General features: G+C 57.2%; 11 protein-coding genes. 3 read left to right on the plus strand and 8 right to left on the minus strand.

Annotation, left to right across the window (positions count from 1 at the left end; all coding sequences use genetic code 11):
- Positions 1–209: 209 nt before the first annotated feature.
- The 7 genes from ACA047_RS14675 to ACA047_RS14705 form a co-directional block, all read right to left on the minus strand.
- Positions 210–1529: an OprD family porin gene (locus ACA047_RS14675; protein WP_497360153.1), complete on the minus strand. Its 1320-nt coding sequence runs from the start codon at positions 1527–1529 to the stop codon at positions 210–212.
- A gap of 190 nt (positions 1530–1719) precedes the next feature.
- Positions 1720–2553: a phosphodiesterase gene (locus ACA047_RS14680; RefSeq protein WP_497360155.1), complete on the minus strand. Its 834-nt coding sequence runs from the start codon at positions 2551–2553 to the stop codon at positions 1720–1722.
- A 27-nt stretch (positions 2554–2580) separates the two neighbouring features.
- Positions 2581–3606: an ABC transporter ATP-binding protein gene (locus ACA047_RS14685; RefSeq protein WP_497360157.1), complete on the minus strand. Its 1026-nt coding sequence runs from the start codon at positions 3604–3606 to the stop codon at positions 2581–2583.
- Positions 3603–4397 carry an ABC transporter permease gene (locus ACA047_RS14690; protein ID WP_497360159.1) on the minus strand — a complete coding sequence of 265 codons (795 nt, stop codon included), beginning with the start codon at positions 4395–4397 and terminating at the stop codon, positions 3603–3605. Before ACA047_RS14690 ends, ACA047_RS14685 begins: the two co-directional genes overlap by 4 nt.
- Complete coding sequence (locus ACA047_RS14695) at positions 4394–5251, minus strand: ABC transporter permease (protein ID WP_497360356.1); 858 nt, start codon at positions 5249–5251, stop codon at positions 4394–4396. Before ACA047_RS14695 ends, ACA047_RS14690 begins: the two co-directional genes overlap by 4 nt.
- A gap of 12 nt (positions 5252–5263) precedes the next feature.
- On the minus strand, positions 5264–6268 hold the full coding sequence (locus ACA047_RS14700) for an ABC transporter substrate-binding protein (protein ID WP_497360161.1): 1005 nt from the start codon (positions 6266–6268) through the stop codon (positions 5264–5266).
- Positions 6252–7271 carry a LacI family DNA-binding transcriptional regulator gene (locus ACA047_RS14705; RefSeq protein ID WP_497360163.1) on the minus strand — a complete coding sequence of 340 codons (1020 nt, stop codon included), beginning with the start codon at positions 7269–7271 and terminating at the stop codon, positions 6252–6254. The genes ACA047_RS14700 and ACA047_RS14705 overlap by 17 nt, the downstream gene beginning before the upstream one ends.
- A gap of 251 nt (positions 7272–7522) precedes the next feature.
- On the opposite strand from ACA047_RS14705, the gene ACA047_RS14710 reads away from it, so the two are divergent.
- From ACA047_RS14710 to ACA047_RS14720, 3 genes are all read left to right on the plus strand, one after another.
- Complete coding sequence (locus tag ACA047_RS14710) at positions 7523–9175, plus strand: ArnT family glycosyltransferase (RefSeq protein WP_497360165.1); 1653 nt, start codon at positions 7523–7525, stop codon at positions 9173–9175.
- Positions 9176–9333: 158 nt separating this feature from the next.
- Positions 9334–10131 carry a hypothetical protein gene (locus tag ACA047_RS14715; RefSeq protein WP_497360167.1) on the plus strand — a complete coding sequence of 266 codons (798 nt, stop codon included), beginning with the start codon at positions 9334–9336 and terminating at the stop codon, positions 10129–10131.
- Between the two features lie 56 nt (positions 10132–10187).
- Positions 10188–11135: a hypothetical protein gene (locus ACA047_RS14720; protein WP_497360169.1), complete on the plus strand. Its 948-nt coding sequence runs from the start codon at positions 10188–10190 to the stop codon at positions 11133–11135.
- A gap of 75 nt (positions 11136–11210) precedes the next feature.
- On the opposite strand, the gene ACA047_RS14725 is transcribed toward ACA047_RS14720, so the two are convergent.
- Positions 11211–13022, minus strand: coding sequence for a di-heme-cytochrome C peroxidase (locus ACA047_RS14725; protein ID WP_497360171.1), 1812 nt, complete (start codon positions 13020–13022; stop codon positions 11211–11213).
- Between the last annotated feature and the right edge of the window lie 109 nt (positions 13023–13131).

The following is a 13131-nucleotide window of genomic DNA, read 5'->3' on the forward strand; positions in this document are numbered from 1 at the left end:
CTGGCGCCGTGACTTGCGCAGGCAAAGCCCACGAACGCCATTTGCCAAACACGTTAAGGAGAGGTGAATCAATTGGCCAATCGGAAGTCGGGATGCGAGGTATCGCGAAAGGAGATAGATCCAGGACAGCCGAGGAGGAGAGGAGCCGAAGTGGCAGCACTGGCGGCTCCTTCCTTTAGCAACCGACCATTGGGTCGAAAGCGGTGGTCTTACATCAATGGAATGGTGTAGCTCACGATCAGGCGATTCTGATCCTGGTCGCGCGCAATATCACTGCGGGACATCGCGTTGCGCCAGCCAAAACCTACGTTCTTCAGCGAGCCGCTCTGAACCACATAGTCCAGGGCGATATCGCGCTCCCATTCACTGGCGTCCTGGCCGCTGCTCGTCTGAATATTGTCGCCCTTGAGGTACATCACCGATGCCTTCAAGCCCGGTACGCCAAGCGCTGCGAAGTCATAGGCGTACTGCGCGAATGCCGTGCGTTCACCTGCCTGGATGAATGTCTGGATGGTGCGGTCGGTGTAGAGATAAAGGCTGGCGCCGCCTTCGCCTTTACCCGCCAGGCCACCCTGATTGAGTTGCACAAAGTTGCTGTCATCGGAAACGCTTTGATAGCCCGCGGTAATCGCATGGCCGCCCAACGAGTAAATGAACGCCGCGCTCCAGGTGTCGTTGTCGATTTCACCGCTGCCGTCCTTGGTGTAGCCGCTGACTTTGTAACCACTGGCGCGACCGGCCGCGCTGCTGTTCTTGCCATCGGACGTGGTCTTGAAGTATCGCAAGTCGGTTTTCAGCGAACCGTATTCACCCAACGGCAACACATGCAGCAAACCGGCGAACTGCTGCTGGTAATAGTCTTCGAGGTTGGCGTAGTAGTACTGGGCGGTCAGATCCTTGGTCAGCTTGTAATCGCCACCGGCAAAGGTGAATTTATTGCTTTCCTGGGTGCCGCCCGCAACGGCCAGACCGGCGCTGTCGCTGGAAGCCCGGCCGGTGGCATGTTCAAGTTGGCCGGCGGTGAAGGTCAGGTTGTCGATTTCATTGCTGGTGACTTGCCCACCCTCGAAGGTTTGGGGCAACAGGCGGCCATCGTTGGAGACCAGAATCGGCAACTTCGGTTGCAAGGTGCCGTAACGCAGTTCAGTTTTGGAGGCGCGCATCTTGGCCGTTGCACCTAGGCGAGACCATTGGTCCGCAGCCTTGTCACCGTCGTTGGGGAACATCGAGCCGCCGACATGACGACCGGCGCCGCTGTCAAGTTTCAAACCCAGCAGGCCGATAGCGTCCAGACCAAACCCCACGGTGCCGTCGGTAAACCCGGATTGATAATTGAGCATGAACGCCTGCCCCCACTCTTCGGTCTTCGAAGGGGCGGCGGCACCGTCACGGTTATCGTTGTTGAAGTAGAAGTTGCGCAAGGTCAAGTTGGCTTTGCTGTCGCTAATAAAATCAGCAGACGCCAACGGGCTCATGACAATACTCATGCCGCCGGTTAAAACACTCAGTACTTGAAACAGGGCTTTCATCAGGACGAACTCCAGCGCGGAACCTATGTTCCGGGCATATTGAAAAGGCAGCAGGGAGCATTTAGCCAATCAGGCGATTGGCCAATGCGTTAATAATCGTTGGGTAAATGCTTAAGTCAGCATCGGGTGATATCGGTTAAAACCTCCGAAGAACTTCGTCAGAAAAGTGCCTTGAAAGTCCCTGTGTCAATCAGTCGATCAATCCATGAGCGTCATGAAAGGGATACGGTCCGGGATACTCGCCAAACACGGCGTTGTGGCTCACCATCGCTTGCCCATGCCAGCGATGCAGCAAGTACCCCGGTGGTTCCAGATTGAAATGCGCTGGAGCGGTTGGCTGTAGATCCAGCACAATTTGATGTGAGGTGCCGGGGCATACACAACTGAGGCTGCCACCGAAACGCTGCTGCATCGGCCGATGCAAATGCCCGCACAGCAAGCGCTCCACCTGCGGATGACGGGTGACGACCTGCGCCAGCGCCGAGGCGTTGATGAACGGCTCGCGGTCCATATGGCCAATGCCGCTGATAAACGGCGGGTGATGCAGAACCAATAACGTCGGGACATCGGGACGAAGTGCCAGTTGTTCATCGAGCCAGCGCAACTGGCTGTCCAGCAACTGACCGCCATGGGCGCCGGGAATGGTGCTGTCCAGGCCGATCAGGCGCACTGGATGCTCTTCAACCACCCAATCCAATGGTGCACCGGCCAACGTAGGCAGGTAACTGTGATCGGCAAAGGCCGCCTGCAAATGCTCGCGATTGTCGTGGTTACCGGGCACCAGGTAGTAAGGCATGCGCAGGCGCGCCAACTCGGGATGCAGCGCGGCATATTCATCAGGGCGACCGAAGTCCACCAGGTCGCCACTGATGACCACGATGTCGGGACGCGGAACTTGAGTATTCAAATGATCGACCGCACGACGCAACGCGGCGAGCGTATCAACGATGCCATAAGTGAGCTTTTGCCCGGCTTTAAGATGCAGATCACTGATCTGCGCAATGAGAAACGGACGGTTGAACATAAGTCCTCTGAAAACACAAAATCACAATTAAAGGGTAAACAGCACTTGCGGTTCGACGGCCAGGGCAATCAGTGCACCGGGGGCGTGGATGACGTTATCGGTGCTGTCCACCAACAATGGCTGTGCGGCGCCGACATCCACCAACAGACGGCTTTGGGCACCCTGGAAAAACTGCCCCACCAGCCGTCCGTGCAGATGCCCCTCGTTGTCCATCACCCGCAAATGCTCGGGGCGGCAATAGACCGTGGCGGGCCGATTGGCGCCACTCCATGGCAATTCACCGCCACTGACTTTCAAACCATGGGACGTGTGCTCGATCACCGGGAAAGCGTTGAGATTGCCGACAAAACTGGCGACGAAAGCGTTTGCAGGTTGCTGATAAATTTCCCGCGGGCTGGCCAATTGCGCGATGCGGCCCTGCTCCATGACCAGGATACGGTCGCCCAGCGCCATGGCTTCACCCTGATCGTGGGTGACGAACACCGCGGTAATGCCCAAACTGCGTAGCAGCTGATCCAGCTCGCTGCGCAAACGCTCACGCAACTGCGCATCCAACGCCGCCAGGGGCTCGTCCAGCAACAATACCCGGGGCTTGGGCGCCAGGGCGCGGGCGAGGGCGACCCGCTGGCGCTGGCCGCCGGACAACTCGTGAATGCTGCGCTTGCCGTGATCCTGCAGGCCGACAAGCTCCAGCAGTTCCAAACAACGCTTGTTGCGTTCAGCGGGTGATACGCTTCGAATTTTCAGGCCGTAAACGATGTTGCTGGCCACGTCCAGGTTTGGAAACAAGGCATAGTTCTGGAACACCATGCCCACGTCGCGACGTTCGATGGGCAGGCGAGTGACGTCGTGGTCGCCAAAAAACACCTGTCCCACGTCCGGACGCTCAAGACCTGCGATCAGGCGCAAGGTGGTGGTTTTACCGCAACCGGACGGGCCAAGGATTGCCAGGGTTTCCCCGGCTTTAATGGTCAGGTCCAGATCATGTACAGCAACAGTGCCGTCAGAGAACGCCTTGCGGCAACCCGCCAGACGAATGGTGGTTCCGGTCATCGTTTTTCTCCACGGGAAAGGCGGGCGCTGATGGCCTGCAACGCAATCAGCAGCGGCACAATCATCAACAGAAATATGAGGGTGTAGGCGCTGGCGACCTCCAGCCTGGCCGAGGCATAGCTGTCAGCCAGGCCCACCGGCAATGTCTTGGTCATTGGTGTGTGGAGCATCCAGGTCAGGTTGAACTCCCCCAACGACAGGGTGACGACCATCAACACCCCGGCGAGAATTCCCGCCCGGCAGTTGGGCACCACCACATTGAAGAAACGCCGGATCGGCCCGGCGCCAAGGCTGGCAGCAGCCTCTTCCAGAACGGGCAGATGCTGGCGCTGCATCACCGCCATCACCGGACGCACCAGAAACGGCAGGGTGAACAGCACATGGCCGACAAGAATGAATAACCAGCTGCTGCGAAACCCGCCGAACTGGCCATAGGTGAGCAGCAACGCCAAAGCGCTGGCCAGGCCAGGCATCGCCACCGGCAGCACCATCAATTCCTCGAACGCGCGGCTGAAGCGGTTATTCATCCGTACCAGCGCGTAAGCCGCCGGTACGCCCACCACACAGACACACAGCGCACAGGCAGCCGCCAGTTGCAGGGATAGCCAGACCGTCGGCGAATACGCCTGCCAGACTTGCACCAACCAATCGAACGTCAGGCCGCTGGATACCCCTTGAAAGTAATTGCGCGTCAGCCCGGCCAGCAGTGACATCAGCACGGGCACCAACATGAAGGCGCACACCAGCAAGGTAAACACTAGTTGCCCGACAAACAGCGCAGAGCGTTTCACAAGACTGTCCTCGATTCTTTGGCCAGCCGTCGGGCCAGCAACAGTACCGCCCAGGTCAACGCCCCCAATACCACCGACAGCGCGGCGGCCACGGCGAAATTGGCGTAGTTGGTAAACACGTTGTAGATCGCCACCGGGGTCACGTTCAGCCGAGTGCCCAGGGTGAAGGCCGTACCAAAGGCGCCCATGGAGGTCGCAAAGCAGATAGCCCCGCACGAGACCAATGCCGGTGCCAGGCCGGGGACGATGACATCACAGACCACTCGCCAATGACCGGCCCCCAGTGAATGAGCGGCTTCTTCCAGGCTGCGATCCAGGCTTTCACAAGCGGCCATCACCGTGAGGATCACCCGCGGAATCGAGAAGTACAGATAGCCGATGCACAACCCCATCAGCGAGTAGGCAAAAATCCAGCGTTCACCCACCAGATCCAGGCCCAGGGTGGCGAACAACCCTTGGCGCCCGGCCAGCAGAATCACCAGAAAACCCACGACCACGCCGGGGAATGCCAGAGGAAAGGTCAGCAAGGCGACCAGAGCCGAACGGCCAAAGAAACGCTGGCGTGAGAGAAAAAAACCACTGATGCCGCCAACCAATAACGCCGCGAGGGTCGTGGCGAGCGCAAGCAGGCAGGTCTGGGCCAGACTGCCCAGGTACTGCGCGCTGCTCAGCACCTGCCAATAGCCGCTGTCACTGCCATCGCGACGTTGCCCACCGAGCACGATCAGGTGCGCCAGCGGCAATAACCAGAACGCGAACAGCACCGCTGCTGCGGGCGCGAGCGCCCAGGCAGCGGTAGGTCGCAAGCGCTGCAGCAGGGTCCGGCGAGCGCGCGCTTGCTGAACCTTTACCAGCGAAGCCGTCACTTACTTGACCTCTCTCAGATAACGTGCGGAAAAGGCTTCCTGCGCCGCCGCCATCTGTTCGTAGTTGACCACGCCGGCCCGGGCGTAATCACTGTCCGGCAGGAACTGCGCGGCGACGTCGGCAGGCATTTTCATAGGCCGTACCGGCCGCAGGTATGCCTTGGCCCACAGCGCCTGGCCTTGATCGGACAGGACGAAATCCAACACCTTCTCGGCGTTGGCCCGATGCGGGGCGTTGCCGACGATGCTCATCACATAAGGCACGCTGATGCTGCCTTCCTTGGGAATCACGAAGGCAACGTTGGCGTTATCCTTGTAACGGGCCCGATAGGCGTTGAAGTCGTAATCGACCAGAATCGGCAGCTCCCCGGACAGCACCCGGGCATAAGCCGTTTGCTTGGGGACGATGGGCGAGTTCTTCGCCAGTTTTTGGAAGTAATCGATGGCCGGGGTGAAGTCATCCAGGTTGCCGCCCATGGCTCGGTTGATCGCGACCGCAGAGACGTAACCGACGAAAGCGCTGGATGGGTCAAGGTAGCCGACCATGCCTTTGTACTCGGGCTTGAGCAGGTCGGCCCAGCTTTGCGGCACGGGCAGGCCGCCCAGTGCATCGACGTTGACCATGATGCCCAAGGTGCCGGAATGAATGGCAAACCAGTGTCCTTGCGGATCCTTCAAGCCTACCGGGATCTGATCCCAGCCCTTGGGTTTATAAGTGCCCACCACCCCGGCTTTTTGCGCCTGCAAGCCGAACGTCACGCCGTAATACACCACATCGGCCACCGGCGCTGCCTGTTCGGCGACCAGTTGCGCCAATGACTGTCCGGAGTTCTTGTTATCCAGCGGCACCTGCACGCCAGTGGTATCGGCAATCGCCTTGAGCTGCGTGCCCCAGTCCGCCCATTCCGGCGGGCAGTTGTAGCAAATCGCCGTTTCGGCGGCCTGGGCCAGGCTGGCAACGCCGCATAACAGCAGCGTTGCCAGGGTTTTACTGAAGCGGATCATCAAGTGTCTCCTCGTAAGGTTGAGTACTTTCGCCCGGCCGGATATGGCAGGGCAGGCAATGGGAAATCGGTGGGGCGCCAGCGATCTGCGCCAGCAACTGATCGATCACGGTGCACGCCAGCGCCGCGATGGGTTGAACGACGCTGCACAGCGTCGGGTGCATTTGAGTGCCAAGGGCGATGCCGTCAAAGCCAATAACCGAAAGCTGCCGGGGCACGTTCCAACCGTTGCGCCGCAGTTCCGCTATCAGGCTGATTGCCAGTAAATCGTTGGAACAAACCAGTGCACTGACTGCCTGCGGGCCCTGCAGTAACGGCTCGATGGCAGCAAAATCAGCCTGGGTATGGGCGGGCATTTCAATCACCGGCAGGCTGTCGAGGCCAGCTTCACGCATCGCGTCGCAATAACCGGCGTAGCGAAGGCGAGCGCGGTCCGATTGCAGGGCAGGGCCTGCGACCATGCCGATCCGAGAGTGCCCAGCCTCCAGCAGATAACGGGTGGCGAGCGCCATGCCCGCGCGGTTGTCCACCGACACCGCGCTGTAGTCCGGATTGCTCGGCTGGTGATAGGCCAGCACAAAAGGCGTGTCTTCGCTGTCCAGGCTTTGCAAAACCCGGTTGCTCTCGGCGTCGGTCACTGTGAGGACCAGACCATCGACGCGCTGTCGCAACAACTCTTCGACGACCGCGCTTTCGCGCTCGCTGCTGTAATCGGTCGTCGCCAACAAAAGGTTGTAACCGTGCAAACGCGCAGCGCGCTCCATCGCCTGGAATTGCTCGGCAAACACGGGGTTGAGCAGGTTGGGCACCACGACGCCGATCAACTTGGTGACTTGCAAGCGCAGTTGGCGACCGAGCCGATTGGGCCGAAAACCCAGCTGACGCGCCGCGGCGAAGACTTGTTCGCGGGTGGCTGGACGCACCACTTCGGGGGAGGCAAAGGCGCGCGCCGCGGTCGCCCGCGAAACACCTGCCAACCGTGCAACTTCTTTCAAATCAGTCATTGTCACTCGCTTGAGATCGATCTCATTGGCGAGCACATTACTGAGGGAATATGGCGTTCCGGCGATGTACGGATGACATTCTGATGACGGATTTGGCTCGGAGGAGTGCACGACCAAGCAGGCCACGCATGCCCCCCGGGGGGAGCGCGCGCCCGATTTGAAGCAGGAAAATGAAAAGAACCACAGAAATGTTTTCTGGGTGGCGTCTCCTGATAACGTTGCCGCAATAGCCATACGTCGCGGAGAGTCCCTTGACCATTCCTGCATCGCTGAGTTTTTCGGGGCCGGCAAAAACACGCCTGCGTCTTGAGTCGGCTGCCGTCGGCGCACTGGCGCTGATACTGTTCCTCGCGGGGGGCTGGCACAGGGACGTCATTGGTTTTGATTCGCGGTTTGTGATCTTTGCCCAGGAGATGTTGCGTCACGGGGTCGGTGTTTTCCCCACGACGTATGGCGAGCCCTACGCGGATTATTCGGGCTTTTCGACCTTTCTCATCTACCTGCTTTCGCTGCCTTTCGGGCAGGTGACGAGCCTGACGGCATGGCTGCCAACGGCAATTGCCAGCGCCGTAACGGTCGCGCTGATTTATCGCCTGCTCTCGCCTTATTCCCGTTTGTGGGCCTGGATGAGCAGTGCATTACTGTTGCTTACCAATACCTTCATCAGTGAAACCCGCGCCGTTTCGCTGGACCAGATGCTGGCAACGGTGACATTTGCCGTGTTTTATCTGGGCTATGCCGCCGATCATTTTCAATCACCGCGGCGCATGGGCTGGGTGCTGGCGTTGCTGGTATTGGGGTTTGCCATTCGGGGGCCTTTGGGGCTCGTGGTTCCGACAGGGGTGTTATGCAGTTATTACCTGGTGGGCAAACAGTGGCGGCGGCTGATGGTGTTGGGTGTCTCATCCCTGATGCTGTTGGTCGTCTGCATTGTGACGTTGCTGGCCCTTGCACAAGGCAGCGGCGGCAATGGATTTGCCGCTGAAGTCGTGCGCATGCAGTTCACTTCGCGCATGGACGGTAGTGAGGGCTCCAAGGGCCTTTTATGGTATTTCACCAGTTCCATGGATGGCTTTGCATTAGCCTATCCACTGGCAATTGTGGTGCTGGTCGGGCTTTTAAGTACACGCGTTGTGGCGGGGCGACTGCCCACGACTAAACCTCTTGATCTGGTTTACCTGTGCCTGGCGGCAGCGCTGACCGTGATCGTAGGATTGTCCATCCCGCAAGCCAAAAAGGCTCGGTACCTGCTGCCGATGCTTCCAATGGTGGCGATCATTTCAGCCTATCCCTTTCAAGTGACGGGCCAACGTTGGGCGAGCGCAGTCCGAATGCTGATTCTGACCCTGTGCGCTTTGTTTCCAGCCTCGCTCACCCTGGCATTGTTGTGGGTACGCCCACGCTTTCCCGAATTACTGGGCAGCATCGGGCCCATGCTCGTTTTTCTGGGGCTGCTACAGGTGGTTTCTTTAGCTCTTTTGCTCCGCCCAATCCTGAGGGCGCAGGGGCTTGCGTTGTGTGCCGTGATTGCCGTGTGGTCGGTCTATATCGGCATCGTCGAACCCGTCGAGCGCAGCTTGTATGACACTCGACGTTTCACATTGGCCGCGTGGACGATCATGCAGGAAAGCCCCGCGCCCCTGGTGCTTCACGGCATGGGCAAGGATGCCAAGGCGATCAAGTTCGTTGTCAATCTTGATCAAGATATCTACCCGCAATTCACTCAAACGCCCCAACAGCTGGCAGGTGTTCGCGGCCCTGCTTATGTTGTGATGAGCCACCGCGATTATCTGGCGCTGCCGGACGAGCTCAAGGCCTCCATGCAAGTGCGCTACAGCGGTCTTTTCGATAAAGACGACTATGTGCTGCTCAACCTGCAAGCGGCAGCGTCGGCTGGTCGTTGATGTTGAGTTAAAAACGGGTCATACGTCGCGTCCGAGGCCTTGACGTACGGCTATGTTCGATAATCCCAACCCTGTCAGATGGCAAAAAATTATCACTCTGCTAATACGTATGGAAGGCGTTTCGCAGGGTTGCGAAGCGCTCTACAAAAGGTGGGGATATGAGAATATTTTGTGCGCCTGGCGTGTGTGTCGCTATTGTCCTGACAGGACAAGCATTCGCTAACGAGGCTATTGAGCAAGACGCCATTGATAGGGATGCCTTTTTCAAAAAATGCGAAAAATCTGCAATTGACAAGGTCAGCTTCCGTGGGCTCGATCGTGATGTCATGGAGAGATTTTCTTTACGCCGCGGTGTTTTTAGCGGTGAAGGCAGGAAGAACATAAATCTCATTTTCGATGAGATCGAAAAAACCGCACCCAAGCCTTTGGACCTCAAAAAAGCGGCCTACGTTTTGGGCACTGCTTACCGAGAGAGCCACGGTACGATGTCAGCAGACACAAAAGAAAAAGTCTGGTGTCTGTCTGATGCCTCATGCAAAAAACAAAACCGCAAGCTAAAAGAATATGCCCGCATTGATCGTTCCACTGGCCACAATTACGTCGGCAGAGGCTATGTTCAACTGACGTGGGCGGATAACTATAAAAAGTTTGGAGCGATTCTAAAGCTTCAGCCCAAAACACTCCTCTACACGAACCCTGACTTGGCGCTTAAGCCAGAATATGCCTCCAAGATCATGGTGACGGGTATGTATAAGGGGTTGTTCACCTCCAGTCAGCTTAATGATTATTTCAACGAAAAAACCGAGGATTGGTATACGGCGAGAATGATCGTCAATCCGAAATCACCACGTAAAGCGGTCACGGCAGGCTATGCGATGATGTTTTATGAATGCCTGGGAGGGACGCCAAAGTTACCGGCCTCTGCCGGAAGTGAGCTAGAGGGGCCTTGGCGCTAGCACCTGATGCCGATGGTTATTGGTTGAAACCTGACTTTGAAGTGAAGGAGTACATAATGAAAAAAGGAATTTTGAGCGTAGGCCTCTGCGGGTGGGCCTTCATAGGGGGCGCAACATTCACGCCTTCTGATTTCGCTTTTGCAGAAAAATCTTTAGGGCTATGCGGCTTCGACATGAAGTCTCTGAGTTTCCGTGGAACCGACCTGGAACAGGCCAAATGTCTGCTGAGTCCAACGAAACCAGCCGGGCATCTTGGTGCTCCGTTGACGACTTTGCCAGCGCCCTTTGAGCAGGTCGTTGGTACGCCTTTCAAACTGGATCCCTCACGCTTTCGCGAGTACTTGGCAGGACTCAAGGTTGGGCCTGATTCTTTGGGAGGACGCCTGGAGGATCCGCTCTCTCGATCAGCCGCCGAAAATAAGCCATTGGCTAAGTACTTTGTCATTCATGATGTGAGCTACAACCTCTGTGATGATATGGAATCCCTATCAAGATCGGACGACCCAAACGCGAAATGGAATTTGACTTCTCGATGGGCAGATGACCGCGAGGCTCACCTCTACATCACTCGGGATGGGAAGCTCATCGCACCTCAAGGGCGTACCTTCAAGGTTGCGTATCCGGCAACGAAGCTAGAGCAGCAAGATAAGTCGCGTACACGAGGACTCTTTCTCCACGTTGAGAACGTGCAGTTGCGAACCGTCGCCGTTGAGCCAGGTGAAAGTGCATGGGTACTGGACAAGAAGACGAAAGAAAAAAAATGCCGCAATGACCGAGTGGCTCAGCAGCCGGGCTTTACGCAAATACAGTATTCACGGCTCGCATTGGTTTACATCGCTGCTAGCCACCGAGCAGGAAAATGGTTAGTACCGGCATATCACCTGGCCATAGATAAAGGGGTAGGTGATGCTCACGATGATCCGCAAAACTTCGATCTCAACGATTTTGGCAGTAAAGTTTGTGGACACCTAAAAGCGTTAGGGCGCGACGTATGTTCGTTATGACAGCGGGGCTTATGACACTCAGGGGCTGCCCTAACTGCCGATCAGCCCCGCAAGGATGATCGGCAGCTACCTGAGCTAAAGGGTTTTCATGTACTCGATCAGGGCATAACGCTCGTCATCGTTGAACGACGATGCGCCATAGTCATGGCCTGCGTTGGAGTTGCCCGGCAACGAAGTATTGAGGGTGAATGGGCTGCCGGGCCCATAGGCATCGATAAAACCGACAGTCTTCGGATCGAACAGAATCGAGCCTACCTTGAAGCTTGAAGGACGATCCTCGGGGGACCGTAGCAGATCATACAGCGTACGTACCGAGCCGTTGTGCAGGTACGGCGCAGTTGCCCAGATACCGGTCAAGGGGCGCGCCTTGTAGGCCAGAGTCGGGTATTCCTTGATGTTTTCGGCAAGCTTATAACAAGCTTCCAGCTGCTGACTCCTTTGCGACTGAAAGGCGAGCAATAAGGCCAACCTGTTCTTGCGCACCGCCCGTGACGGTAGCGGTTCGACGTTAAGAAAATCCTTCAATGCCAATAGAAGAAGGCCTTCCTTCTGGTTCAGCAATACCTCCCGGGCAGTAACACCCAACTGAGTCACCAAGGGTGAATTATCGGTAATAATGCCGGTAAATGTATTGAGGAGGGCGCCCTTGAGTTTACCTGGGGCGCTGACCATCTGGACGGCATTGCAGGCCATCCAAGGGTCGGTGGTGATGGATTTTGGACTTTCCGTTTCGGCATCGATGGTCGCCATCTGGGCAACGATCTTGGTTTTCAAGTCATCGCGTGGCAATGGCAGGTGACAGCTTGAGCAGTTGCGAGCGAACAACTGGGCACCTTGTTGTACCTTGGTTGCGTCGATAGGGCCCAGGCTGTCAGGCCACTTCGGTGGTTTCAGGCGCTGTATTGTGCGCTCAAGCTGATCGAGGTTGTCGATACGCACACTTGAAACAAAGCCCTTGAGGAGCGTATGCGGGCGAATTGCCACATCGCCGAACACCCCCACGACTTCCGAGGCGTTGCGCGCAAGGGCGCCGATATCCAAGCCATCCTTGCCCAATCGCTGATTTGGGGCGACACCGTTCCATTGCACCTGGTTGTGCTGAGGTGTATTCCATAAAAACGGGTAGCTGACCGGAGCATCCGACGGGTTAGGGGTCGGGTCTGGGGCGCCATTGAGCTGGGCCACCCGGTTGAGAATGTGCCCGACGGCGTCAACGCGACCGGGGCCATACTCCAGGTCCGTCTGATTGAGCGAAGCACTTTTTTCAAGGAACAGGTTCAAGGCATTCAATGCCGTGAATAACGACTGGCGATTATCTTCAGTGTCGTCGCTGGCCAAGACCTTTGCCGCAAAGCGATCGAATTTCTCACTGTCGCTATGGGTGTCGGACAGTGCCTGGCGAAAGGCTTCGAGAAATTTCTGGAAGTCGGCATTGGTTGGGCCGCCCGGTATTTCCCAAGTATATCCGCCAAAGGAAATATTGGCCGTGTGGCAGGCGGCGCAGTTCATTCCCACCCAGGGTTCCTGATCCGATTGGCCGCGTTTCCAGCGTAGGCGAGAAAACGTCAGGGCCTTGTCATCACCTTGATCGACCACAAAGCCACGGGGTAACCGATAGCTCCTGTAGTCGAACTGCAGGGTGCGCGGTGTATACCCATAGGCCTCGATATTGGCGTCGGACATGAAGGGCGCTTTCGAGCCCTTTATTTCCAACGCCATCATCCAGGTTAGGGGAGCCAGGCGCGATCCCTGGGAGGTGTTCTGCCAGATGGCAAGGTCCTTCGCACTCCAGTTCTGATCCAGTCCGTACGCGTCTGCCATTACGAATGTCGGTGCCAGGCAACTGACTCCGATGCTTACCGCCGTCAACAAAGACTTCACTGTCATTTTCTCGTTCCTTCGTGGCTGCTGCCAGGATCGTTGTTATGAAATGTTCAGGCTCACGGGAATTGCTGTTCTCCTATCTGTGGGTGATGAAAAAACTGAAGACCGCTGC

This window comes from Pseudomonas sp. LBUM1664, from assembly GCF_059695895.1.

What these genes read in the sequence shown, in the direction of transcription:
- ACA047_RS14715 (WP_497360167.1), top strand. Translation starts at nt 9,334, where the DNA reads ATGAGAATATTTTGTGCGCCTGGCGTGTGTGTCGCTATTGTCCTGACA.
- ACA047_RS14720 (WP_497360169.1), top strand. Translation starts at nt 10,188, where the DNA reads ATGAAAAAAGGAATTTTGAGCGTAGGCCTCTGCGGGTGGGCCTTCATA.
- ACA047_RS14705 (WP_497360163.1), bottom strand. Translation starts at nt 7,271, where the DNA reads ATGACTGATTTGAAAGAAGTTGCACGGTTGGCAGGTGTTTCGCGGGCG.
- ACA047_RS14725 (WP_497360171.1), bottom strand. Translation starts at nt 13,022, where the DNA reads ATGACAGTGAAGTCTTTGTTGACGGCGGTAAGCATCGGAGTCAGTTGC.
- ACA047_RS14680 (WP_497360155.1), bottom strand. Translation starts at nt 2,553, where the DNA reads ATGTTCAACCGTCCGTTTCTCATTGCGCAGATCAGTGATCTGCATCTT.
- ACA047_RS14685 (WP_497360157.1), bottom strand. Translation starts at nt 3,606, where the DNA reads ATGACCGGAACCACCATTCGTCTGGCGGGTTGCCGCAAGGCGTTCTCT.
- ACA047_RS14675 (WP_497360153.1), bottom strand. Translation starts at nt 1,529, where the DNA reads ATGAAAGCCCTGTTTCAAGTACTGAGTGTTTTAACCGGCGGCATGAGT.
- ACA047_RS14700 (WP_497360161.1), bottom strand. Translation starts at nt 6,268, where the DNA reads ATGATCCGCTTCAGTAAAACCCTGGCAACGCTGCTGTTATGCGGCGTT.